This window comes from Curtobacterium sp. MCLR17_042 (assembly GCF_003234695.1).
Lineage (GTDB): Bacteria > Actinomycetota > Actinomycetes > Actinomycetales > Microbacteriaceae > Curtobacterium > Curtobacterium flaccumfaciens.
The window spans coordinates 87,286-110,651 of sequence record NZ_QKTD01000006.1 but is presented as its reverse complement, the minus strand read 5'-3'; the positions used below and the strand labels follow the sequence as shown (position 1 = coordinate 110,651).

The 23,366-nt window shown below is 70.6% G+C and carries 22 protein-coding genes; 13 read left to right on the top strand and 9 right to left on the bottom strand.

All coding sequences use genetic code 11. The features are described from left to right. Window positions 1-55 precede the first annotated feature (55 nt). The 4 genes from DEJ02_RS08185 to DEJ02_RS08170 are packed head-to-tail and all read left to right on the top strand — an operon-like array spanning window position 56 to window position 4,809. Window positions 56-1,240, top strand: a complete 1,185-nt coding sequence (locus tag DEJ02_RS08185) for an ROK family protein (protein ID WP_083404204.1) — start codon at window positions 56-58, stop codon at window positions 1,238-1,240. Beyond that, window positions 1,233-2,789 (top strand): M81 family metallopeptidase, encoded by a 1,557-nt coding sequence (locus DEJ02_RS08180; RefSeq protein ID WP_111032620.1) that lies wholly within the window; start codon window positions 1,233-1,235, stop codon window positions 2,787-2,789. The genes DEJ02_RS08185 and DEJ02_RS08180 overlap by 8 nt, the downstream gene beginning before the upstream one ends. Beyond that, window positions 2,786-3,523, top strand: a complete 738-nt coding sequence (locus tag DEJ02_RS08175) for a copper homeostasis protein CutC (RefSeq protein ID WP_111032619.1) — start codon at window positions 2,786-2,788, stop codon at window positions 3,521-3,523. Before DEJ02_RS08180 ends, DEJ02_RS08175 begins: the two co-directional genes overlap by 4 nt. A 53-nt stretch (window positions 3,524-3,576) precedes the next feature. Further along, window positions 3,577-4,809 carry an MFS transporter gene (locus DEJ02_RS08170; protein WP_111032618.1) on the top strand — a complete coding sequence of 411 codons (1,233 nt, stop codon included), beginning with the start codon at window positions 3,577-3,579 and terminating at the stop codon, window positions 4,807-4,809. Window positions 4,810-4,920: 111 nt separating this feature from the next. On the opposite strand, the gene DEJ02_RS08165 is transcribed toward DEJ02_RS08170, so the two are convergent. Continuing rightward, on the bottom strand, window positions 4,921-5,565 hold the full coding sequence (locus DEJ02_RS08165; RefSeq protein ID WP_258378692.1) for an ATP-binding cassette domain-containing protein: 645 nt from the start codon (window positions 5,563-5,565) through the stop codon (window positions 4,921-4,923). Window positions 5,566-5,615: 50 nt separating this feature from the next. Between DEJ02_RS08165 and aztB the strand changes: the two genes are divergently transcribed. Genes aztB through DEJ02_RS08145 form a run of 4 tightly spaced genes read left to right on the top strand, consistent with a single transcriptional unit; the run spans window position 5,616 to window position 9,809 of the window. Continuing rightward, the gene (aztB, locus tag DEJ02_RS08160; RefSeq protein WP_111032617.1) at window positions 5,616-6,509 is read left to right on the top strand and encodes a zinc ABC transporter permease AztB; all 894 of its coding nucleotides are present in this window, start codon (window positions 5,616-5,618) and stop codon (window positions 6,507-6,509) included. Then, window positions 6,506-7,705: a YncE family protein gene (locus tag DEJ02_RS08155; RefSeq protein WP_111032616.1), complete on the top strand. Its 1,200-nt coding sequence runs from the start codon at window positions 6,506-6,508 to the stop codon at window positions 7,703-7,705. The genes aztB and DEJ02_RS08155 overlap by 4 nt, the downstream gene beginning before the upstream one ends. After that, window positions 7,705-8,604, top strand: coding sequence for a metal ABC transporter substrate-binding protein (locus tag DEJ02_RS08150; protein ID WP_181440304.1), 900 nt, complete (start codon window positions 7,705-7,707; stop codon window positions 8,602-8,604). Before DEJ02_RS08155 ends, DEJ02_RS08150 begins: the two co-directional genes overlap by 1 nt. A 26-nt stretch (window positions 8,605-8,630) precedes the next feature. Then, window positions 8,631-9,809: a hypothetical protein gene (locus DEJ02_RS08145; protein WP_111032673.1), complete on the top strand. Its 1,179-nt coding sequence runs from the start codon at window positions 8,631-8,633 to the stop codon at window positions 9,807-9,809. Between the two features lie 142 nt (window positions 9,810-9,951). Here DEJ02_RS08145 and DEJ02_RS08140 read toward each other — a convergent pair whose 3' ends face one another. The 4 genes from DEJ02_RS08140 to DEJ02_RS08125 all read right to left on the bottom strand — a co-directional run bounded on the left by DEJ02_RS08140 (window position 9,952) and on the right by DEJ02_RS08125 (window position 15,243). Further along, window positions 9,952-11,289 carry an ABC transporter substrate-binding protein gene (locus DEJ02_RS08140; RefSeq protein ID WP_111032615.1) on the bottom strand — a complete coding sequence of 446 codons (1,338 nt, stop codon included), beginning with the start codon at window positions 11,287-11,289 and terminating at the stop codon, window positions 9,952-9,954. A 62-nt stretch (window positions 11,290-11,351) separates the two neighbouring features. Beyond that, window positions 11,352-12,302 (bottom strand): carbohydrate ABC transporter permease, encoded by a 951-nt coding sequence (locus tag DEJ02_RS08135; protein WP_258378691.1) that lies wholly within the window; start codon window positions 12,300-12,302, stop codon window positions 11,352-11,354. After that, complete coding sequence (locus DEJ02_RS08130) at window positions 12,299-13,213, bottom strand: carbohydrate ABC transporter permease (protein ID WP_027467229.1); 915 nt, start codon at window positions 13,211-13,213, stop codon at window positions 12,299-12,301. Before DEJ02_RS08130 ends, DEJ02_RS08135 begins: the two co-directional genes overlap by 4 nt. Then, complete coding sequence (locus tag DEJ02_RS08125) at window positions 13,210-15,243, bottom strand: beta-galactosidase (RefSeq protein WP_111032614.1); 2,034 nt, start codon at window positions 15,241-15,243, stop codon at window positions 13,210-13,212. Before DEJ02_RS08125 ends, DEJ02_RS08130 begins: the two co-directional genes overlap by 4 nt. A gap of 216 nt (window positions 15,244-15,459) precedes the next feature. On the opposite strand from DEJ02_RS08125, the gene DEJ02_RS08120 reads away from it, so the two are divergent. Continuing rightward, window positions 15,460-16,482, top strand: a complete 1,023-nt coding sequence (locus DEJ02_RS08120; RefSeq protein WP_071245173.1) for a LacI family DNA-binding transcriptional regulator — start codon at window positions 15,460-15,462, stop codon at window positions 16,480-16,482. Window positions 16,483-16,566: 84 nt separating this feature from the next. On the opposite strand, the gene DEJ02_RS08115 is transcribed toward DEJ02_RS08120, so the two are convergent. Further along, on the bottom strand, window positions 16,567-16,923 hold the full coding sequence (locus DEJ02_RS08115) for a VOC family protein (protein ID WP_111032613.1): 357 nt from the start codon (window positions 16,921-16,923) through the stop codon (window positions 16,567-16,569). Window positions 16,924-17,008: 85 nt separating this feature from the next. Then, window positions 17,009-17,623, bottom strand: coding sequence for a GNAT family N-acetyltransferase (locus DEJ02_RS08110; protein ID WP_111032612.1), 615 nt, complete (start codon window positions 17,621-17,623; stop codon window positions 17,009-17,011). A gap of 88 nt (window positions 17,624-17,711) precedes the next feature. On the opposite strand from DEJ02_RS08110, the gene DEJ02_RS08105 reads away from it, so the two are divergent. Both DEJ02_RS08105 and DEJ02_RS08100 read left to right on the top strand, forming a co-directional pair. After that, complete coding sequence (locus DEJ02_RS08105; RefSeq protein WP_181440303.1) at window positions 17,712-18,329, top strand: TetR family transcriptional regulator; 618 nt, start codon at window positions 17,712-17,714, stop codon at window positions 18,327-18,329. A 105-nt stretch (window positions 18,330-18,434) separates the two neighbouring features. Continuing rightward, window positions 18,435-18,896 carry a DUF4383 domain-containing protein gene (locus DEJ02_RS08100; protein WP_027467234.1) on the top strand — a complete coding sequence of 154 codons (462 nt, stop codon included), beginning with the start codon at window positions 18,435-18,437 and terminating at the stop codon, window positions 18,894-18,896. Between the two features lie 61 nt (window positions 18,897-18,957). On the opposite strand, the gene DEJ02_RS08095 is transcribed toward DEJ02_RS08100, so the two are convergent. Beyond that, window positions 18,958-19,689: an OBAP family protein gene (locus DEJ02_RS08095; protein ID WP_111032610.1), complete on the bottom strand. Its 732-nt coding sequence runs from the start codon at window positions 19,687-19,689 to the stop codon at window positions 18,958-18,960. Window positions 19,690-19,779: 90 nt separating this feature from the next. Here DEJ02_RS08095 and DEJ02_RS08090 point away from each other — a divergent pair, with 90 nt between their 5' ends. Both DEJ02_RS08090 and DEJ02_RS08085 read left to right on the top strand, forming a co-directional pair. After that, entirely contained in the window at window positions 19,780-20,601 is an 822-nt protein-coding gene (locus DEJ02_RS08090; RefSeq protein WP_027467236.1) for an aldo/keto reductase, read from the top strand. Window positions 20,602-21,122: 521 nt separating this feature from the next. Further along, entirely contained in the window at window positions 21,123-21,809 is a 687-nt protein-coding gene (locus DEJ02_RS08085; RefSeq protein WP_146249249.1) for a hypothetical protein, read from the top strand. Between the two features lie 312 nt (window positions 21,810-22,121). Here DEJ02_RS08085 and DEJ02_RS08080 read toward each other — a convergent pair whose 3' ends face one another. Continuing rightward, window positions 22,122-22,847, bottom strand: coding sequence for a DUF4238 domain-containing protein (locus tag DEJ02_RS08080; RefSeq protein WP_111032608.1), 726 nt, complete (start codon window positions 22,845-22,847; stop codon window positions 22,122-22,124). Window positions 22,848-23,366 lie beyond the last annotated feature (519 nt).

Below are 23,366 nucleotides of genomic sequence, written 5' to 3'. Positions count from 1 at the left end.
AGAACGGACCACCGACCGGTGCTCCGTTCCCGTTCCGCCCGGATTGGAGAAAGTCGTGGCCGATCTCAGCGCCCGCGTCCTCGAGCTCGTCGCCTCGGGGCAGGCCGCCAGCCGGACCGAGATCGCGAAGGTGCTCGGAGCCGCCCCCTCGACCGTCTCGCACGTCGTCGGCCAGCTCCTGGAGCACGGGATCCTCGCCGAGGAGGGCACGGACGTCTCGACCGGCGGGCGCCCCCGCAAGGTGCTCCGCATCGGCGGCGTCGACGAGTACGCGGTCGCCGCGGACGTCGGTGGAGGCCACGCGCGCATCGGCGTGGTCCTGCCTGGAGGCGCGCTCGAGTCGGTCGCGAACGTCCCGTTCGCGCTCTCCGACGGTCCGACCGCCGGGCTCCAGCGCCTGGCCGCGCTGCTCGAGCGGCTCGCCGACGACCGTGGTCGCGAAGGGCTGCGGGGCGTCGGGCTCAGCCTGCCCGGGCCCGTCGACGTCGTCGCCGGGGTCGTGGACCTGCCGAGCCGGATGCCGGGGTGGAACGGGTTCCCCGTGGCCGCGTGGCTGAGCGACCGGTTCGGCCTGCCGGCGATCGTCGACAACGACGCGAACTGCATGGCGGCGGGTGAGCAGACCGTGCAGGATCCGGCTCGACGCCAGACCATCACGATCAAGGCCGGGTCGGCGATCGGCGCGGGCATCGTCATCGACGGCCGGCTCTACCGCGGGTCGACCGGGGCCGCCGGGGACATCACGCACGTGCGGATCGACGCCGCCGGGGACACCCCGTGTTCGTGCGGCAACACCGGCTGCCTGGAGACGGTGGCGTCCGGGGCCGCCCTGGTCCGGATCCTGTCGAACGCCGGGGTCGACGTCGCGTCGACCGCCGACGTCGTCCGGCTCGCCTCGGACGCGCACCCCGAGGCCACCCGTGCCGTGCGGATGGCGGGCAAGTACCTGGGCGAGGTGCTCGCCGCCAACGTGAACTTCTTCAACCCGGACGCCGTCTACCTGGGCGGCATCCTGTCGACCCTCGACCCGTTCATCGCCGCCGTGCGCAGCCAGCTCTACGAGAGCTGCCACCCGCTGATGACCCAGCACCTGGCCATCGAGCCGGTGTCGCTCGGTGCCGATGCCGGGCTCGTCGGCGCCGGCCAGTTCGCGCTGCAGCGGGGCCTCGCCGCCTCGCTCGAGGAGCTCTCCGCGCCCATCCCCCAGTCCACCACCAGGAACAGGAGCGTCCGTGTCTGAGACCGGCCCCGTCACCCCCGCCGCCCCCGCCAGCACCGCTGGTGCCCGTCGCCCGGTCATCGCCATCGCCGGGCTCGCCATCGAGACGTCGACGTTCACGCCGACCCGGACCCACGCCCCCGCGTTCCACCCGGACCGCGGCGACGAGGCCGTCGCCCGGTACCCGTTCCTGGCGACCATGGCCGACCGGGCGGACTTCCGCGGGGCGCTCATCGGGCACGCGCTGCCCGGCGGGATCGTCGACCGGGCGTCGTACGAAGCCCTGGCCGACGAGATCGTCGAGCGGCTGGGTGCGATGGGTCCGGTCGACGGGCTCTGGTACGACATCCACGGTGCGATGGTGGTCGAGGGGCTCGACGACGCCGAGACGGACCTGCTCGGTCGCATCCGCGCGGTCGTCGGCCCCGACGTCATCGTGTCCGCGTCGATGGACCTGCACGGCAACGTCACGCGCGAGCTCGCCCACCAGGTCGACCTCGTCACCTGCTACCGGATGGCACCGCACGAGGACACCCTCGAGACGAAGGAGCGTGCCGTCCGGAACCTCGTCGACGTGCTGACCGAACGACCCGTCGGTGCGCAGCGACCCGTGAAGGCCTGGATCCCGATCCCCGTCCTGCTGCCCGGCGAGCAGACCTCGACCCGTCTCGAGCCGGCGAAGTCCCTGTACGCGCAGGTCCCGCTCGTCGAGCAGACCGAGGGCGTGCTCGACGCCGCGATCTGGGTCGGGTACGCGTGGGCCGACCAGCCCCGCGACCAGGCCGTCACCGTCGTCACCGGGTGGGACGAGGCAGCCGTCGCCGCCGGTGCCGAACGGCTCGCCCGCGCGTTCTGGGACGTCCGCGAGGACTTCGTCTTCGTCGCCCCCACCGGCACGTTCGAGGAGTGCCTCGACGCCGCGCTCGCCCCGGGCGCCGCGAAGCCGTACTTCGTCTCGGACTCGGGCGACAACCCCACGGCGGGCGGCTCCGGGGACATGACCTGGGGCCTGACGCAGGTGCTCGCCCGCCCGGAGTTCCAGGACCCGTCCGGCCCGACCGTCATCTACGCGAGCGTGCCCGGACCGGCCGCGGTCGCCGCGGCGGTGGAGGCCGGCGTCGGTGCGACGATCACCGTGACCGCCGGGGCGTCGGTGGACCACGTGCATGCCGGCCCGATCACGATGACCGGGCGGGTGCACGCGATCAAGCACGGCGACCGGGACGCCGAGACCGAGGTCGTGCTGCAGGTCGGCAGCGTCTTCGCGATCCTGACGAAGCTGCGGAAGCCGTACCACCACGAGCACGACTTCACCGACCTCGACCTGGCGCCGCGGCAGGCGGACGTCGTCATCGTGAAGATCGGGTACCTCGAACCGGAGCTGTTCGACATGTCCGCCGACTGGATGCTCGCCCTCACCCCGGGCGGTGTCGACCAGGACCTGCTGCGCCTCGGGCACCACAGGATCGAGCGGCCGATGTTCCCATACGATCGAGTGTTCCCGACGGCACCGGACCTCCGCGCCCGCATCGTCCCCGCCTCCAACGAACCGCTCGGAGCCCCTGCATGAGCACCACCGCCGCACTCGAGATCGCCGTGACCTCTCCGGCGGGTGCGATCACCGCGCGGGACGGCGGCGCCGACCGCGTCGAACTCTGCGTCGGACTCGAGCTCGGCGGGCTCACCCCCTCGCAGGCACTGGTCGAGACGACCCACGAGACCGGGATCCCGGCGCACGCGCTGGTCCGCTGCCGCCCGGGCGGGTTCGTGCACTCCCCCGACGAGGTCGAGCTCATGGTGCGCGAGGTCCGCACGGTCCTGCGCTCCGGGGCCGCCGGTGTCGTGGTCGGTGCCCTGCGCCCCGACCGGACCCTGGACGAGGACGCCCTCCGCCGCTTCGTGGACGCCGCCCGCTCGGTCAGCGCCACCGCCGAGGTCACCCTGCACCGCGCGATCGACCACGCGAGCGACCCCGTCGCCGCAGCCGGGTCGCTCGCCGCGCTCGGGTTCACCCGCGTCCTGACCTCGGGTGCCGCCCCCACCGCGGTCGCCGGCGCCGAGACGATCGCCCGCATGGTCGAGGCCGCCGGGCCCGTGCAGGTGATGGCCGGCGCCGGGGTCACCCCCGCCGACGTCCGCGCGCTGCTCGCCACCGGCGCCGCCGCCGTGCACCTGTCGGCCAAGCGTCCGGCCGCGGACAGCACGCACACCGGGGTGCCGATGGGCGCCGGGGACGACGGCTCCGCGCACTTCGTCACCGACGCCGAGGTCGTCGCGGCCGCACGGCGCGCGCTCGACGCCTGACCCGCTCGCCGTCACACGGGAATGGCGGCCGTCGGAACCCGCTTGACGCCCCCATGACATCGTCAGCAGCGCGCCGTGGGTGGCTCAGCGTCACGTCCGTCGCACTCGGGTCGTTCGTGCTCGTCCTGTCCGAGTTCCTGCCCATCGGGCTGCTCCCCGCCATCGCCGACGACCTGGACGTCGGCATCGGCACCGCCGGCCTGATGGTCGTCGCCACCGGACTGGTCGGAGCCGTCGCCGCACCGGTCGTCACCGTCCTGACCTCGCGGCTCGACCGCCGGGTGGTGCTCGTGTCCCTGACCGTGCTGCTCGTGGTCGCCGACGGCCTCGCCGCGATCGCACCCTCGTTCTGGGTGCTGCTCATCGCACGGATGCTGCTCGGTGTCGGCATCGGTGGCTTCTGGGCCATCGGTGCCGGGATCGCCGGGCGACTCGTCCGGCCCGAGCTGACGATCCGCGCGACCTCGCTCATCACGGCAGGCGTCTCCGTCGCGACCGTCGTGAGCCTGCCGCTCGGCGCACTGGTGTCGTCGCTCGCCAGCTGGCGCCTCGGCTTCGTGATCGGTGGGGCGCTCGGCCTCGTCGCGCTCGTCCTGCAGCTGGCGATGCTGCCGAGGATCCCCGCGCAGCAGCGGGTGCGGTTCGCCACGCTCGGGTCGCTGCTCCGTGTGCCCCGTGCCCGGGTCGGGCTCATCGCCGCGGCCTTCGTCTTCGCGGCCCAGTTCGCCGCGTACACCTACATCGCGCCGTACCTGCAGCAGCTCGTCGGCGTCGGCCCGGACACCGTGACGATCGCGCTGCTGGTGTTCGGCGTCGCGGGCATCGTCGGGAACTTCGCCGCGGGCTTCACGCTCGACCGCAGTGTCCTCGGCACCATCGGGGCGTCGAAGTTCGTGCTCGCGGCGGCCGTCGTGCTGCTCCCGCTGCTCGCCCACTCCGTCGTGGGGGTCTTCGTGCTGCTCGTCGTGTGGGGCTTGGTGTGGGGTGCGCTACCGCTCGGGATGCAGACCTGGATGTCGACGGCGTCGCCGGCCGGGTCCGAGACCGGGCTCGCGCTGTTCGTCACGACGATCCAGCTCGCGATCGCCGCGGGTTCGGTGCTCGGTGGTGCCGCGGTGTCGTCGTTCGGTCTGGCTGCCGACTTCTGGCTGGCGGGCGGGGTCGCGATCGTCGGTGCCGTGGTGCTCGTCGCGATGGGGCTGCGGAAGTCGAGCGCCGTGCCGGTGGTCGAGCCGGTCGCGGCCGACCCGACGCCGACCGGCCCGGTGGCCGTCGCCTGCCCCTGACCGCCGTTCCGGGGCCCGCAAAACACCGGTGTTCGTGCTCTGAACACGCGAGAACCGCGGTTCGACAGGCGAACACCGGTGTTTTGCGGAATCGACCCGACGGACGCAGGGTCAGGTCAGCGTGACGATGCGGTCGGCTGCGGCGATCGCCACCGGGTCGTGGGCCGCGTGCACCACCACGACACCGCCCGCGGCCTCGTCGGCGAGCGCCGCCACCACGAGCGCCGCAGACTCGGCATCCACGCCGGCGGTCGGTTCGTCGACCAGCAGCACCCCGGCCCGCTGGGCCAGCCCGAGCGCGACGAGCGTCCGCTGCCGCTGCCCGCCCGAGAGCTCCTCGATCGGCCGGTCAGCCAGGTCCGTGATCGCCATCCGTTCGAGCTGCGCGTCGACGACCGCTCGGTCAGCGCGCCCGAGCGGCCGCCACCACGCGCGGTGCCGCCACCGCCCCATCGTGACGGCCGCGCGGACGGTGAGCGGGAGCGTGGTCGGCGGCACGGACTGGGTCACGTAGGCGACGCCGTCGGACGGGAGGCCCGTCACCCGCCCGGCGGTCGGCCGCACGACGTCCGCGACCACGTCGAGCAGCGTCGACTTGCCGGATCCGTTCGGTCCGGTGAGCGCGGTGACGACCCCGGCGGGGAACGTCACGTCGAGCATGTCGAGGACGGTCCGGTCGCCGAGGACGGCCGTCACCCGATCCAGGTGGACGGGAGATCGGGGCTCGGCGGGGTCGGTCGGCTCGGTCGCAGGCACCTGAGCACGCTATCAGTATCGATACTCGTTTTCATGTAGCGTCTCGGACCGTGACCTGGCTGACCGATCCGTTCTCCGTCGACTTCATGGTGCGCGCCCTGGTCGGCGGCTCCCTGGCGGCGGTCCTCTGCGCCGTGGTCGGCACGTGGGTGCTGGTCCGGGGCATGGCGTTCCTGGGCGAGGCGCTCTCGCACGGCATGCTGCCCGGCGTCGCGATCGCCACCCTGACGGGGATCCCGCCGGTGCTCGGTGCCGCGGTGAGCGCGGGCGTGATGGTGCTCGGCGTCGGGGCACTGCGTCGTCGTGCACGACTGTCGTACGACACCTCGATCGGCCTGCTCTTCGTCGGGATGCTCGCACTCGGCGTGATCATCGTGTCGTCCTCGCGGTCGTTCGCCACCGACGTCACCGCGATCCTGTTCGGCGACGTCCTCGCCGTCACCCGGGCCGACGTCGGCGGCCTCGCGATCGCCGCTGCCGTGGCCCTGGCCGTCGCCGTGGCGTTCCACCGACCCTTCACCGCGCTGGCGTTCGACACCCGCAAGGCCGCGACGCTCGGCCTGCACCCACGCCTGGCCGAGGTCGTGCTCATCGGGCTCGTCACCCTGGCGGTCGTCGCCTCGTACCGGGCCGTCGGCACCCTGCTCGTCGTGGGCCTGCTGCTCGCGCCGGCGGCCGCCGCACGTGCCTGGACCCGGCACGTGGCCTCGACGATGCTCCTCGGCGCCGGCATCGGTGCCGCCGCCGTCCTCGTCGGGCTGCTCGTCTCCTGGCACGCCGGCACCGCCGCCGGCGCGAGCATCGCCGCGGTCGCCGTCGCCAGCGTCGTGGTCTCACGCGCCCTGGCCGCCGTCGTCCTGCGACGCACCCCGATCCCGACACCGGCGCGCGCGGCCGCGCCGGCAGCACCACGATCCGCCGCACCGTCTCGAGAGGGAGCATGAAGCACTCGACCAACAACCGCGCCCCCGCGCGCCTCCTGTCCACCATCGGCCTCGCCACCGGCCTGGCCCTCACCGTCACCGCCTGTTCCACGGACACCCCGTCAGCCGACAGCTCGACCGGCACCGCCCGTCCTCACGGCTACGTGGCGGGCGCGAGCGAGTCCCAGGAACCCCAGGTGCGCCTCCTGGCCGTGTCGGCGACCGGCGCGACCGCGCTGCACGACCTGCTCACCGAGGAGACCACCGAACTCGACGACGTGGACGCACCGGAGCACTCGGCGACCGACGGCCGGTTCCTCGTGACGAGCGACGCCGACCGCACGACGATCGTCGACGGCGGGTCATGGACGGTCGACCACGGCGACCACACGCACTACTACGCCGCCGAGCCGCGGGTGGTGGGCACGATCGACGGCGGCGGCCGGGTCGCGGTGCACTCGTCCGAGACCATGACGACGATCACCTGGCCGGACCGCGCCGAGGCCGTCGTGCTCGACCGCGAGGCGCTGGGCCAGGGTGAGGTCGACGAGACCGCACGGATCGACGCGAGCGTCCTGCTGCCGATGGGCGAGCAGCTCGTGGCAGCCGACGGCGACACGGTCCGCGTGCTCGACCCGGACGGCGAGGCGACCGACGCCGCCGGCGCAGCGCAGACCTGCACCGACCCCGCCGGCGGGATCGTCACCCGCGCCGGTGCCGTCGTGGGCTGCGCCGACGGAGCGGTCGTGGTGGACGACGCCGGCGAGACCTCGTTCGTCGACCTACCCGACGGCGCGGAACGTCCGACGGCCTTCGCCGCCCGCGCCGGCCGGCCCACCGTCGCCGGACTGGCCGGCACCACCGGGTTCTGGTTGCTCGACGTGCGACAGGGCTCCTGGCGGCTCGTGCCGACCGAACGGCCCCTGCGCGCCGTGGTCGCGGTGGACGACGAGGACGAGCACGTGGTCGGGGTCGACGACTCCGGGCGGGTGGTCGTCGTGACCGCCTCGACGGGGAAGGTGGCCACGACGAAGGCGCTCATCGTCACCGACGCAGACGACCCCGCGCCGCTGCTGCAGCTCGACGCCCAGCGCGCCTACGTGGCCGACCCCGCGGACGGCACCGTGCACGAGATCGACTACGCCGACGGCGCCCGGGTCGCCCGCACGATCGAACTCCCCGTCACCCCCGTCGCCTTCGCCGAGGTCGGACTGTGATGCGCACCAGGATCCTGACCGCGGGTCTCGTCGCCGCGATCGTCGCCCTCGTCGCCACGGGGTGCACCACCGCCGGCTCGGACCGGCCCCTCGTCGCGGTGACGACGAACATCCTCGGCGACGTCGTCAGCGAAGTCGTCGGGGACCAGGCCGACGTCATGGTCCTCATGCCCCCGGGCGCCGACCCCCACTCGTTCGAGGTCTCCGCGCAGGAAGCCGCACGACTGCGGAGCGCCGACCTGGTGGTCGAGAACGGGCTCGGGCTCGAAGAAGGGGTCGCCCGTCACGTCGCGGCGGCGGCCGAGGACGGCGTGCCGGTCTCCACCGCCGGGGACGCGTTCGACCCGCTGGAGTGGACCACCGAGGACGACAGCGGCCCCGACCCGCACTTCTGGACCGACCCCGCCCGGATGGTCGACGTGGTCGAGGCCCTCGACCAGGACCTGCGCGACGCCGGCATCGAGCCGACCGGCACCGATGCCTACCTGGACGAGCTCCGTGACCTGGACGACACGATGACGACCGCGTTCCGGACCGTGCCCGAGGAACGCCGGGCGCTCGTCACGAACCACCACGTGTTCGGGTACCTGGCCGACCACTACGGCTTCCGGGTCGTCGGGGCGGTGATCCCGAGCGGGACCACGCTGGCCTCCCCGAGCGCCGCCGACCTGCGTGACCTGGCCGACGCCATCGACGAGGCGGGGGTCCGGACGATCTTCGCCGACGCCTCGCAGCCCGCGCGACTGGCCGAGGTGCTCGCGGAAGAGGTCGACCTGCACGTCGAGATCCGACCGCTGGCGACGGAGTCCCTCACCGCGGACGGCGACGCCTCCACCTACCTCGGCATGATGCGCTCGAACACCGAGGCCATCGTCGACGGCCTGTCGACTGGTAATTGAGAATGAGAATCAATACAGTGAGCGACATGACGAACACGAAGACGCTCCGGGCCGCGTGGCCCGCCGCCCTGCTCGGCGCGGCCGCCCTGGCCCTGACCGGGTGCGCCACGAACACCGAGGCCGGGTCCGACACCACTGCGACCCCGAAGGCCGACGGGACCCGCATCACCCTGACCTACGACGGCGGCCTGCTCGTCCTCGACCAGGACCTGCAGGTGGCGGCCGACGACGCGATCGACGGCTTCACCCGGGTCAACCCCGCCGGCGACGGACGCCACGTGCTCGTCACCGTGCCCGAGGGCTTCCGGGTCCTCGACACCCAGGCCGAGCCCGCCCTGACCGACGCGGTGTTCCCCGCCGACACCGGCGGCCACGCGGTCGTCCACGGTGACCGCACCGCTCTGTTCGCCGACGGCACCGGGGACGTGACGACGTTCGACCACACCGAACTCGACGGTGCCGACCTGCCCGAGGTCGAGACGACGAAGTCCGAGGCCGCCCACCACGGCGTCGCGATCGAGCTCGAGGACGGCACGCTCCTGACGACCATCGGCACCGAGGAGAGCCGCTCCGGCGTGCGCGCCCTGGACGCCGACGGCACGGAGATCACCCGGTCCGAGGAGTGCCCGGACGTGCACGGCGAGGGTGCGGTGCGAGGTGAGGTCGCGGTGTTCGGCTGCACCGACGGCGCCCTGGTCTACCAGGACGGCGCGTTCGAGAAGATCGACGCCCCGACCGAGTACGGCCGCACCGGCAACCTGTTCACCGCCGAGGACTCGTCCGTCGCGGTCGGCGACTACAACGACGACCCCGACAGCGAGGGCTACCTGCTCGACCAGATCGCCCTGATCGACGCGGCCTCGGGGAAGTACACCGTCGCGGACATGCCCGAGGGCGTCGGCTTCACGTTCCGCGACCTGGCGCGCGGCCCCGGCGACGAGGCCGTCGTGCTCGGCGACGACGGTGCCCTGCACACCTTCGACGAGACGACCGGCGAGCAGCTGGAGTCGTACCCGGTGATCGACGCGTGGGAGGGCCCGGCCGAGTGGCAGGACGCCCACCCGGCCCTGAAGGTCGAGGGTGACATCGCCTACGTCACCGACCCCGCCGAGCGGAAGGTCCACGCCGTCGACCTGACCACCGGGAAGGTCATCGCCTCGAGCGACGAGCTGCCGGGCGTGCCCAACGAGATCGCGGTCGCGTAGCGACGAGCAAGACGAGCGCGCTGCGAGCGCGCGACGGGGTCCGGAACACGACCCCGAGACGGACAGGAGGCCCGTGGCGATCCCGCCACGGGCCTCCTGTCCGTCGTCAACGCGTGGACCGCGCGACGTCAGCCGCCGTCCGTCAGCCCTTGACCGGGATCGACTGCGCCTTGAGCGCCGCGATGGTCTTGGACTGCCCGGCCTCGAGCGCCTCGCTCAGCGTGCCCGAGCCGGACGCCGCCTGCCCGAAGCCGTCGGACACGTCCGAGTAGGTCTGCGTCATCGTCGGACCCCAGGTGAAGGGCTGGATGTCCTTCGCCGCGGTCGCGAACTCCTCGTAGATCTTCTGGCCGCCGTAGAAGTCGAGCCCCTCGGTCAGGGCCGGCAGGTCGGCGCCGGTGGTCGAGGCCGGGTACAGGTTGGCCTCCTTGTTCAGTGCGGAGAGCGCCTCGGTCGAGGTGTTCAGCCAGACCAGGAACTTCGACGCCTCGGCCGGGTGCTTGCTGCCCGCGAAGACGACGTTCGACGAACCGCCCCAGGCGGCCGACTTGGTCTCGCCGGACTTCCACTGCGGCATCGGGGCGACGGCCCACTTGCCCGAGGTCGACGGCGCACCGCTCGAGATGGTGTTCGCACCCCAGACCGCGGAGACCCAAGTCCAGTCCTTGCCGCTGTCGTAGGCGTTGTTCCACTGGTCGGTGAAGCTCGGCAGGGTGTTGACGAGCTTCTTGTCGATCAGGTCCTGCCAGTAGTCGGCGACCTTCTTCGACGCGGCGTCGTCGAGGTTGACCTTCCAGTCCTGGCCCGAGTTCTCGAACCACTGGCCACCGGCCTGCGAGACGAGCCCGGCGAACTGGTTGACGTCACCCTTGGCGAAGTTGGTGATGTTGCCGCCGAGCTTCTTGATCTTCACGGCGTCCTCGGCGTACTCCTCCCACGTCTTCGGGGCGTCGAGGCCGGCCTTCTCGAACAGGTCCTTGCGGTAGTACAGCGCCATCGGACCGGAGTCCTGCGGCACCGCGTAGACCGACTTCGACTCACCGAAGGTGACCTGGTTCCACAGGCCGTCGGAGAAGTCCTTCTTCGCGTCGCTGATGCCGGCGCACGCGCCGATGTCCTCGAGGCCGCCCTGGACGCGGAACGCCGGCAGGGTGTCGTACTCGACCTGGCCGATGTCCGGCGCCTGCTTGGCCTTCAGCTGGTTGAAGAAGTTCTGGTAGGTGCCGCTGTTGCCGTTCGCGACGATCGAGACCTTGACCTGGATGTCCGGGTTGGCCTTGTTCCAGATCGCGACGACCTTGTCCATGTTCGGCACCCAGGTCGTGAAGTCGAGGGTGACCTTGCCGTCCGAGGGCTTGCAGCTGGCGGCCGCGGTGTCGGATCCACCGCCGCTGCTGCTGCCACCGGTGCTGCAGCCGGCGAGGGCCACGGTGGCGGCCACGGCGATCGCGGCGACGCTGAGGAACTTCGTTGTCTTCATGCTGTTTCCGTTCGGATGTGGTGGGGGGAGAGCTGGTGCGGGAAGGGGTGCGGGTCGAGGGGCTACTTCAGGCCGCCGGAACCGAGGCCGGAGCGCCAGAAGCGCTGCAGGCTCAGGAAGGCGATGAGCAGCGGGATGATCGAGACGAACGACCCGATGAGCACGAGGGTGCGCAGGTCCGGGTACTGGTTCACGCTCGAGTTCCACGTGTAGAGGCCGAGGGTGACGGGGAACAGCGACGAGTCGCGGAGCATCACGAGCGGCAGGAAGAAGTTGTTCCACACGGCGACGAACTGGAACAGGAAGATCGTCACGAGCGCGGGCGACATGAGGCGCACGGCCACGGTGAAGAACGTCCGGACCTCGCCGGAGCCGTCGATGCGGGCCGCTTCGATGATCTCGTCGGGCACGCTCGACGCTGCGAACAACCGCGACAGGTAGACGCCGAACGGGCTGACGATGCTCGGCAGGAACACCGACCAGAACGTGTCGGTCAGGTCGACCTGGCTGAAGATGAGGAACAGCGGCAGGGCCAGGGCGGTCGCCGGCACGAGCACGCCGCCGAGGAACACGTTGAACAGGACCTCGCGGCCGCGGAACCGGTACTTGGCCAGGGCGTACCCGCACATCGCGGAGAGCACGGTGCCGAGCAGGCCGGCGACCCCGGCGTAGGCGATGCTGTTCAGCAGCCAGCGCAGGTAGATGCCGTCCTGCCGCGTGAACAGCTCGACGAGGTTGCCGAAGAAGTCCTGCACCGAGGTGGCGCTGAACCACAGCGAGAACGTCGAGTTGAAGTTCGCGGCGGTCTTGGTGGACGAGACCAGCAGCCAGAAGATCGGCAGCAGGAAGTAGAGGGTGAAGACCCCCATCACGATCATCGCGGCGCTGCGCGAGATGACGCTCTCACGGGGACCGCGCGCTCCGCGCTGGTGCGGACGGGAGGCCCGGTTCGGCTCGAGCGGTCGGCCGACGTCGCGGACGAGGTCACCTGGGGACGGGGCGTTGACGGTCATTCGGCGGCCTTCCGCTGGGTCAGTCGGAGGAACCCGATCGACAGGACGAACGTGGCGACGGCGAGGACGACCGAGAACGCCGCGGCGAGGTTGAAGTTCGGCACCGAGGACGTCGAGTAGACGAGCATGTTCGGCGTGAACGTCGACGAGATGGTCGAGGTGAACTGGCGGAACACGGTCGGCTCGGTCAGCAGCTGCAGCGTGCCGATGACGGAGAACACCGCGGTGAGGACGATGGCCGGCACCACGAGCGGGATCTTGATCGACAGGGCGATCCGGAGCTGGGACGCACCGTCGAGCTTCGCCGCCTCGTACACCTCGGCGGGGATCGCGAGGAGCGACGAGTAGATGATGAGCATGTTGTAGCCGACGTAGACCCAGGTCACGACGTTGGCCACGGCCCACAGCACGGTGCTGCCGCCGAGCAGGTCGACCCGCGAGGTCACCGCGGAGAACGGCGACAGGTCGGGGGCGTAGAGGTAGCCCCACATGATCGCGGCGATGACGCCGGGCACCGCGTACGGCGCGAAGAACGCCAGGCGGAAGAACCGTTTGCCGCGCAGCAGCGGGGAGTCGAGCAGCAGGGCGAACAGGAGCGCGAGCCCGAGCATCACCGGCACCTGCACGACACCGAACAGCAGCACGCGGAGCACCGAGCTCCAGAACTCGCCGTCCTGGAACACCAGGGCGTACTGGCTCAGGCCGCCGAACACCTGCGTCGGGGCGCCGAACGTGCCCTGCCGCTCGATCTTCTGCAGCGACTCCCACACGGCGTAGAGGATGGGGACCAGGTAGAACGCCGTGAACAGGACGGCGAACGGCAGGACGAAGATCGCGATGGCGCGGCGGTAGCGGAACCCGCCGCCCCGGCGTCGTCGGGTCGCGCTGGGCGACTGTGCGGTGGTGGTCATGAGCGGTTCCTGTCGGTGCGGATGATCTGGGTCCCGCCGGGGGCGATGGCGGTGGTGCCGGTGACGGGGCGGTCGGCGACGAGCTCGTGGCCGACCTCGTGGTGCTCGACGGTGCGGTCGGAGTGGTTCAGCAGGAAGACCCACTCGTGGGTGTCGTCCCGGCGACGCACGACCTCGAGTCCGGGGCGGACGGCGGGGTCGGCGCGCACCCCGGCCTCGTCGAGGACGCGGTGGACGAACCCGCCCAGCGCACCGGCGTCGAGCACCGTGGACGTGTACCAGGCGGTCCCGGCGCCGTGCTCGTTGCGGGTGACGGCCGGACGGCCGGCGAGCGAGCCCTCGGCGTAGTCGACGACGCTCGTCGCACCGCGCAGCTCGACCGGCTCCGACCAGACGCTGCCGGTCGTGCCGTCGGACAGCGCGATCGTGGCGTCGGCGGCGAGCGGGAGGAACTCGTCCACCCGCACGCCGAGCAGGTCGCGGAAGGCGCCCGGGTAGCCACCGGTGCGGACCCGGTCGCGCTCGTCGACGATGCCGCTGAAGCAGCTGACGATCGCGTGCCCGCCGCCGGCGACGTGGTCGGCGATGACGGCCGCGTGCTCGTCGCGCACCAGGTACAGCTCGGGGACGACGACGAGCGCGTACCCGTCGAGCGGTGCCCCGGGGGCGACGACGTCGACGGTCACGCCGAGGTCCCAGAGCGCGGCGTGGAACGCGTGGACCTGCTCCAGGTAGCGGAGCGCGGTGCTGGGGTGGGCCTCCAGGTCGGCCGCCCACTGGTTCTCCCAGCTGAAGACGAGCGCGACGTCGGCGACCACGCGTGACCCGCGCAGTTCGCCGAGCCGCTCGACCAGGGCGCCGAGCGCGACCACGTCGTGCCACGTCCCCGACTCGGTGCCGGCGTGCGGCAGCAGCGCGGAGTGGAACTTCTCGCTGCCCTGCACGGACGCGCGCCACTGGAAGAAGCAGACCCCGTCGGCGCCGCGGGCGATGTGCGCCGCGGTGTTCCGGAGCATCTCCCCCGGGGCCTTCGCGACGTTGTGCGGCTGCCAGTTGACGGCGCCCGTCGAGTGCTCCATGAGCAGCCAGGGGGCGCCGCCGGCCAGGCCACGCGTGGTGTCGGCGGCGAAGGCGAGCTCGACGTGCGGCCGGGGCAGGCGGTGGTCCAGGTAGTGGTCGTTCGCGATGACGTCCATGTCGCCGGCCCACGACCAGTAGTCGAGCGCCGTGATGTGCGCGGCGACCATGAAGTTGGTCGTGACGGGCTTGTCGCTCAGCTCACGCAGGACGGCGGCCTCGGCACAGTGGTGGCCGAGGAGCTCATCGGACGAGAACCGGTCGAAGTCGATGGTCTGCGCCGGGTTCGTGAACGACAGCGTCGCGCGGGGCGGCAGCACCTGCTCCCACGCGGAGTAGCGCTGGCTCCAGAACGAGGTGCCCCAGGCGGCGTTGAGCGCGTCGACCGTGCCGTACCGGGCCTGCAGCCAGCCGCGGAACGCCTGGGCGGAGACGTCGCAGTAGCAGTGCGCGTTGTGGCAGCCGAGCTCGTTCGACACGTGCCAGAGCCGCACGGCGGGGTGGTCGCCGTAGCGCTCGGCGGTGGCGCGGACCAGGGCGAGGGCGTGCTCGCGGTAGATCGGCGAGCTCGGGCAGAACGCCTGGCGGCCACCGGGCCAGCGGGTGGTGCCGTCGGCGACGACGGGCAGGACCTCGGGGTACCGGGTGGTGAGCCACGGCGGTGTCGAGGCGGTGCCGGTGCCGAGGTCGACCCCGATGCCCGCGCCGTGCAGCAGCTCGATGACGGTGTCGAGCGCGGCGAAGTCGTACTCGCCCTGCCGCGGTTCGACGTGCGACCAGCCGAAGACGTTGATCGCGACGAGGTTCACGCCGGCCTCGCGCATGAGCCGGACGTCCTCGACCCACACCTCGGGGTCCCACTGCTCGGGGTTGTAGTCGCACCCGAACGCGAGGCCCGTCGAGCCGAGGCCGAGCGCGCCGGTGGCGGTCGTCGGCAGGGTGGTGGTCGTCACGGGGATCCTCGCTGATCGGGGCGACCCCGGCCGCCTCGGTCGCGTGCGACCCCTTCGACGGCGAAGGCCACCCAGTGTTCTGGGAGCGCTCCCAGTCCGCACCGGCCGATCGGGGCCGGATGTTTCTGGGAGCGCTCCCAGATCAAACACCAGCGGCTGCACCCTGTCAACTGCGAGGCGTTCCGAGGGCTCCTCAGCGGCGGATATGGTTGCCCCATGTCCGAGGTCCGATCCGCTCGTCAGCGCGCCACGATCCAGGACGTCGCCGACGAAGCGGGGATGTCGCGCGGCACCGTCTCACGGGTGCTCAACGACGAGCCGTACGTGTCCCCTAAGGCGCGCGAGGCCGTGCAGGACGCCGTCCGACGCGTCGGCTACGTGCGCAGCGCCGCCGCCCGCAGCCTGGTCACCCGGCGGTCCGGGGCGATCGCGCTCATCGTCCACGAACCCTCGGTCGTGGTGCTCGACGACCCCAACATCGGCAACATCCTGATCGGCACGAACGCCGTGCTGTCCGACGCCGACCAGCAGCTCGTCACGATCATGGTCGACTCCGCCCGTGACAGCGAGCGCGTGGTCGAGTACCTGCGCGGCGGGTTCGTCGACGGCGCCATCGTGCTGTCCGCCCGTGACGGCGACCCGATCACCGGCGCGATCGAGGAGATCGGCATGCCCGCGTGCTTCGTCGGGCACCCGTCCGACGCCGCGAACATCTCGTACATCGGCATCGACAACCGCGCCGCCGCCGAGCAGATCACCCGGCGCCTGGTCGACACCGGTCGACGCCGGATCGGGATGCTCGCGTCCGGGCTCGACCGCGACTCCGGCCAGGACCGTCTGGCGGGGTTCACCGCGGCACTCGGCGAGCGCTTCGACCCCGACCTCGTCGCCCGGAACCCCCTGTTCAGCTACACCGCCGGCGCCGAGGGCATGCGCGAGCTGCTCGAGCGAGCCCCGGACATCGACGGCGTGTTCGCCGCGTCGGACGCGGTCGCCGCCGGTGCGATGGACGTCCTGCAGCGCAGCGGCCGGAGCGTGCCGGGTGACGTCGGCGTGGTCGGGTTCGACGACAGCGCCTGGGCACTGCGGTGCGACCCGCAGCTGTCGACGGTGCGGCAGCCGGCGCGCCTGCTCGGTGAGCAGGCGGCGCACCAGGTCCTCGAGCAGATCGGCGGCACCGACGACGGCCCACGCGGCCTGCTGTTGCCGACGGAGGTCGTCTGGCGCGGGTCCGCGTAGCCGGCCGCAGAACGGACCGGAGGCCCGTGGCGGCGTCGCCACGGGCCTCCCGTCCGTCCGTGGGTGCGTCCCGCACCCGCTGGGTCAGCCCTGCGGCGGCGAGTAGAGCTGCAGGTCGTTGCCCTCGCTGTCCTTGAAGGGGATGATCTTGCCCCACGGGTGCTCGCTGATCTCGCCCTGGATGTCCGCGCCGCGCTCCTTGAGCGCGGCGACCTCGTCCTCGATGCTGCCGTCCGGCTGGAACGACACGACGGCGCCGCCGTCGCTCGCCTGGCTGGCGGACTCGCGCCCGTTCAGGCCGATCATCAGGCCGCCGGCGTCGATCTCGCTCCAGTCGTCGGACTGGTCCTTGACGGTGAGACCGAGCGTGTCGCGGTAGAACGCGACGGCGCGCCCCATGTCGCTGACCGGGACCCAGACTGCTGCGACTCCACTTGCCATGGTGTTTCCTCTCGTCGTGGTGTGCCGTGGACGGTAGGCAGGGCTCGTGCACGCCGGTACAGGGTCGGTGTCCCCCGGCGTCGGGTCAGCCGGCCGCCGGACGCCACATGCTGATCGGGGTCGCCGCGCGGAACCCCGCGATCGGCGCGCCGTCCGCGAACCCGTGCCGTCGGTACAGCCGGCGGTTCACCGGGGTGGAGGACTCCAGGTACGCGCCGTCCGACGTCCGGTCCGCACGCTCGAGTGCGTGGCCGAGCAGCAGTCCGCCGATGCCCCGACCACGTGCTGACGCCGACACCCCGATCTCGGCGAGGTACCAGTGCGGGGTGACCGGTCGGGCGCGCTCCATGCGGCGCAGGTGGGCCACCGCGCGGAGCGCCCCGCCGATCCCCAGGGTCCGGAGGAACGCCGGCACCTGCCGTACGAAGGCGCGGACGCCACCGGGCTGCCGACCGGGTGCCTGCCAGAAGGCGGCGCCGACCACGCGGTCACCGATCGTGGCGACGTCCACCCGACGGGCGGGCATCGGCACCGACCGGATGAGCGCGGCGAACAGTCCGGTCAGCACGGCGGGGCGGTCCTCGCCGGGTCGCGGTGGCCGGAACTCGGCGAGCACCGGGTCGTCGGCGAAGGCTTCGGCGAGGACGGCCGCGGCCGCCTCGAGCTCGGCGGGTCCTGCTGCTCGGACGACGGTCTCCATGCTGACTCCTCGGGTGCTCGATGATTTGGCCACGTGGCCGACTTCATCTTCGCGGCCGGTCCTGCACGCGCCCCGTACGCTTCCTGTGATGACCGAGGACCAGCAGTCGCGCGGGTACCGCAGCCGACAGGACCGCCGTGCGGAACTGCTCGACGCCGCGGCCCTGGTCGTGCGGGACGACGGCCTGCGCGGCCTCACCACCCGGGCCGTCGCCGCCCGAGCCGGCGTCGCCCACGGTGTCGTGCACTACGTCTTCGGTGCGCGGCGCAACCTGGTCGTCGCGCTGCTCGAACGGCAGGCACGTGCGGTCCTGCCGCCGGTGCTCGCGGCCGCCGACGAGCACGACGACCTCGCCTCCGCGCTCGAGGCGGGGATCTCCGCGTACCTCGACCTCGTGCGGCGCGAACCCGAGCGGTTCCGGGTGCTCGAAGCCCTCAGCGCGACGGCCCTCGCCCCGGACGGCGACGGGGACCTGCTCGACGCCGAACGACGGCTCTGGCGCGACGGCGTGGTCGCCGGGATCGAGCGCTGGACCGCGCGGCACGGGGCGACGCCGTCCGAGCCGGTGCCCGTCGTGGCCGATGCCGTGATCACCCTGGTGGACGGACTCGCCCGCGCCGCGTGGAGCGATCCGGACGGCACCGCGACCACCCGATCGCGGGGGCTGCTGGTGCGCGGATTGACCACCGCGGTGACCGCCGTCTAGACCGCCGTCTGGACCGCCGAGCACTGACCTGCAAACCGACCGGGGAAGCGCTCCGAATGTCATGTGTGCCGCACACCGCGGCGCGTACAGAAAAGAGGGCTGATCATGACCAGCAGCGCAGCAACCGCACGCACCACCTCCGGTTCGACGTGGACCCAGCGGGGCGCGTTCGTCTTCGGTGTCGTCTTCCTGATCGTCGGCATCGCCGGGTTCATCCCCGGACTCACCATGGACATGGGCTCGATGTCCATGGCCGGCCACGGCTCCATGGCCCTGCTCCTGGGCCTGTTCCAGGTGTCCGTCCTGCACAACATCGTGCACCTGCTCTTCGGCATCGTCGGGCTGCTCGCCGCCCGCCGTGCCGCCTCCGCACGCCTGTACCTCGTCGCCGGCGGCATCGTCTACGCGGTGCTCTTCGTCTACGGGCTCTTCACCGCGGGCATGGCCGGAGGCGCGAACTTCGTGCCGCTGAACAGCGCGGACAACGTGCTGCACGCCTTCCTGGCCGTCGCGATGATCGTGCTCGGCTTCGTCCTGCCGCGGATCGGGACGCGCACCGCGCGCTGAACCGCACCACATGACGGACGGGAGGCCCGTGGCGACACCGCCACGGGCCTCCCGTCCGTCGTCAGGGGCGTCCGTCGTCCGCGTCGACGACGCCCGGGGTCGGGGTCGTGCCGGTGAAGGCGTCGCGCATCGTGCCGACACCGCGCTGCGGGTGGGCGCGGTCGAGGTACTTCGCCCGCGACTCCTTGCGCGGTTCCGGATCGGTGCGCATCGCCTGGTTCCGGTCCTGCTGCAGCGCGCTGTCCACCTCGCCCTCGCGGTTGAACGACCACATCAGCATCGGGTCGCCGATCGGCAGGTCGTGTGCGGGCTGCGAACCCATCGGGGTGCTGTGCCACGTGTGCCAGGTCTTGCCGTACGAGTTCACCAGGTGCCCCATCAGCTCGGTCTCCACCGCGACCGGCAGGCCCGGAGCGACGAGTTCACCGGAGAACACCTCGTGGTTGTGCGGGTGCCACGACGCCTGCTCGTCCTCGGGCAGGGAGTCGAAGAGCCGCTCGGACACGATGTACTCTATGCCGATCAGGTTCGCGTCGGCGGTGTTGCCGTCGAAGAGCACGCACTGCAGCATCTCGGCGTTCACCACCTTGCAGAAGTGGTGCGCCTCCATCTGCACGTCGGGCTCGCCCTTCACGCAGTGGAAGCCGACCACGTAGACGTCGAACCCCCGCAGCGGCGACGAGGTCTGCAGCACGGCGGCGCCGCGGTCGAGCAAGGCGAGTTCGAAGCCGCCGGGCTCTCCAGGCGGGGCGACACCGGTCTTCCGGTCGTGCACGGTGGGGTTCAGGGGCATGGGGGGCGTCCTTCCGTCCGTTCGAGGTGGGCGCCATGCAACCCGGCAGCCCCTCGGAACGCTGTGCGGTTGCGGCGTACTGTCCGCTGCATGCCCGCACTCATCGACACGTTCACCCTGTCCAACGGTCTGCACATCCCGAAGATCGGCTTCGGCACCTGGCAGATCCCGTCCGGCTCCGACGCGTACGACGCCACGAAGACCGCCCTCGACCTCGGCTACCGCCACATCGACACCGCCCTGGCGTACGGCAACGAGGCGAGCGTCGGCGAGGCCGTCCGCGACAGTGGCATCCCCCGCGACGAACTCTTCATCACCACGAAGCTGCCGGCCGAGATCAAGACGGCCTCGGGCGCCCGCGACGCCTTCGAGGAGTCGAGCCGCAACCTCGACCTCGGACACGTCGACCTCTACCTGATCCACGCGCCGTGGCCCTGGAGCGACATGGGCTCCGACCACCGCGACGGCAACGTCGAGGTCTGGAAGGTCTTCGAGGAGCTCTACGACGCCGGCCGCACCAAGAGCATCGGTGTCTCGAACTTCGCCGTCGCCGATCTCGAGGACCTGCTCGGCCGCACGGACGTCGTCCCGCACGCCAACCAGATCCGCTGGTTCATCGGCAACACCCAGGACGAGACGACCGCCTTCGACCGCGAGCACGACATCCTGACCGAGGGCTACTCCCCGCTCGCCACCGGAGGCCTGCTCGAGAACGAGCAGATCGCCGAGATCGCGGCGAAGTACGACAAGACCGTTGCCCAGGTCGCGATCCGCTACCTGCTCGAGAAGGACGTCCTGCCGCTGCCGAAGTCCACCACCCCGTCACGCATCGCCGAGAACGCCGACGTCGACTTCGTGCTGGCCGCCGAGGACGTGGCCGCACTCGACGCGCTCGAGGACACTGCGAACTGACGCGACCCCACCCGGACTGGAGGCGCGGTGCCAGCTGGCACCGCGCCTCCGGTCGGTACACGCCGAGTCACGGGCGAGGCTCAGCCACAGTGCGGACGCACCGTGATCTCGGCTACGAAGTTCCGGTCCTCGTGCTCGAGGTTGTCGTCGGGGGGCGTCCGTGACCGTCACGGCAATGCCGGTGTCGAGAAGGATGCTGGCGCGGGTTCCTTGGCCTTCGTCGCCTGGGGTGGCGTGTAGCGTTTGGCGCCCCTTCACCGGGCATTTTTGCGGGACAGATATACGGGAATACCCCTGGTCAGGCTGCAGTAGGCAACGGAAGGCGTCGTAGGTGACAATTGGGGTGTAGCGGTGAACCACCGACTATCGGACGCGGTGATGACGACTGCCGAGCGCTGGTCCTTTGTCGCCCGCAGCGGGCGTCAGCCTCGTTACTGATGGGGGCTTGGTAGGCGTGCATAGCAATTCGGGTCTCGCTTCACAGAGTGTTACCTGAGAGCTTTTCGCGTAGTATTTGCATCATGAACCCTGCCCAGCGGCTGCACGACACCCTTGTGGACTGGAAGGAACGGCACAACGGGAACACGTCCCTCTCGCAATCCCGTGACCTCGAAACAGCCGAGGGGATGCGTGCACAAATGCTGGCGTTGGGCGATCTCCAACTGATCGAAGCAGGACTCGACGAACTTGAGGCGCTAAAGGTCCGGGTGGCCACCTACCGCAGGAACGTTCCGACGTGGAGACGAATGGTGCTGGCGTATCCTCACGGCTGGACGTCTGGCATCAGCCCTGAAGACGCATATCCGTCGGATCCGATCGACCATCTCGACACCCTCGCTGATCGCTGGGAAGACAAGCAAACATCGATGCCCGAGGAGCGCAAGCAGTTCCTCCTGGAAGCGGTCCGGGAAGTTGATTCGCTCCTCGACGCCGACGGCTCGCTGTCCCCCAAGCTACGCGGCTACATCCGACGGCTCTTGCGCGAAATCCAAGCCGCCTTCGACGACGAGGTACTGGACGAGCGCTTCGATTACGAGGAAGCCGCACAACGGCTCTGGGTGTCTCTCTTCGCCGCGCGAGCTCAGTCCACTAATGGGGAGCGATGGACGGACACCATGAAGCGTTTCTTCTACGACGCCGGCGCCGCCGCATTGGGTTCAGCACCCCAGACTATCCTTGCGATCGCAGGAGCAACCGGTAACTCCTGAGTCTGGCCGCGCGGGCGATGTCAGAAGCGTCCGGTCGCCACCGACGGCTGACCTGATCAATGGTTCTCCCGCAGCGGCTACGCCTCCCGGGTTGACCCAATGTGCGGCTGGAGGCTGAGTGCGGGCCCCTCCAGCTCGAGGTTGGAGAGGCGGACAAACACCTCAGACGGAACCTGGTCGGAACGAAGGGCACCCCTCCCCTCGTCGTTCTTTCACCGCACGACGGTTCCGGCGACTCGTTCCATGTCGCGAATGCTGTCGAGGCCCTCGCCCCGCCCGCCAGGCGCGATGAGCGCAGGTATGCCCCGCTGCTCAGCGCTTCAGCGTCGGGGCCGCCGCCAAATTCAGAGTGCCACGAACTCCAACGACCCAGCGTCTGCTGTTCTGAGCCATTAGTGCGTTGAGCCCCCTCAGATCGACCGCCTCCTCAGGCTGCTCACCCATGACGAGGAGACGAGTGGGAGACAACGGGAACGTCACAGTGCTGACGTCTGCGGATCCTCCAGCAGGAGACCGGTATAGCAGGACAGCCCCATCCCCGGTCGCAAGGTGGATCGGGGTGTCGTACACGTGCCATGGCCACCCCTCAACGCCACGTTCCGCAAGTCTGACAACGTCCGTCAGCGACTTGGAGAGGAGCAGGCGATCGGCGATGTTCAACTTGTGATCGGTAGTCTCTCCGTCAGACAACAACACGACGGCGGGCGTCATGACCTTGGTCTGATCTGCATACCGACCACGGTCAAGGTGCATGTCGAGGAAGTTGACTAGGTCAGTGCGCTCCTCCAGCGTCGCCGGAAGCCCGCTGCGCAGCTTGACGATCACGGGGATGCCACGCTGCTCAATGCGAGCGTAGTCCGCTTCAAGGTCGTGCGACAGTGCATTCGTCTCGTAGGCGTAGTTCACCACCGTCGCGCTGTCCACCGAGGTCACGAACCCTCGACCATGTTCCAGATCAAGAACTTCCACGACCCGATGCGCATCTCCCCAAGCTCGGATATACCCCTTCGACACCATATGTGCGCGACGAACCTTCATCAATCCAGCTCCTTCTCCCGGTCAGCTGATGCTATGTAGTGACGATTGATGGTTGGGGCTACCGTGCGACCAGAGATAATGCATTTCATTCTCCGCCGCAAAAGGTTCGTCCTTCGGCGTGCAGATCAGGGTGTACCGCTATCGCATCTCCTTGATGCAGGAAGACCTCCTGATTCGATGGCGACCAACGGCAGCGCACCGGTCTCAGTCGAGGATCGGCTCAAGATCAGGGGAGGTCGGCCGTCATGGATCATCCGAGCTTGTTGCCGTCGCTGACCGTCGCATCATGATCGGCGACCTCGCTTACTGCGCAGTGAGACCGGCTGCCCACAATACCCCGATGAGTGCTAGAAGGACGGCGAGCACGATTGCGCACCCCGGTCCACGGAAGTACCGCTTGTTTGCTTCGAAGTCGATCGACGGTTCCATGATTGCCTTCCAGTTACAGATGACACACCGTCGCGTGAGCCAGCCCTCTGTCGCCACTCCCACTTCGGGGTACCGCCAGCGGACGCGACG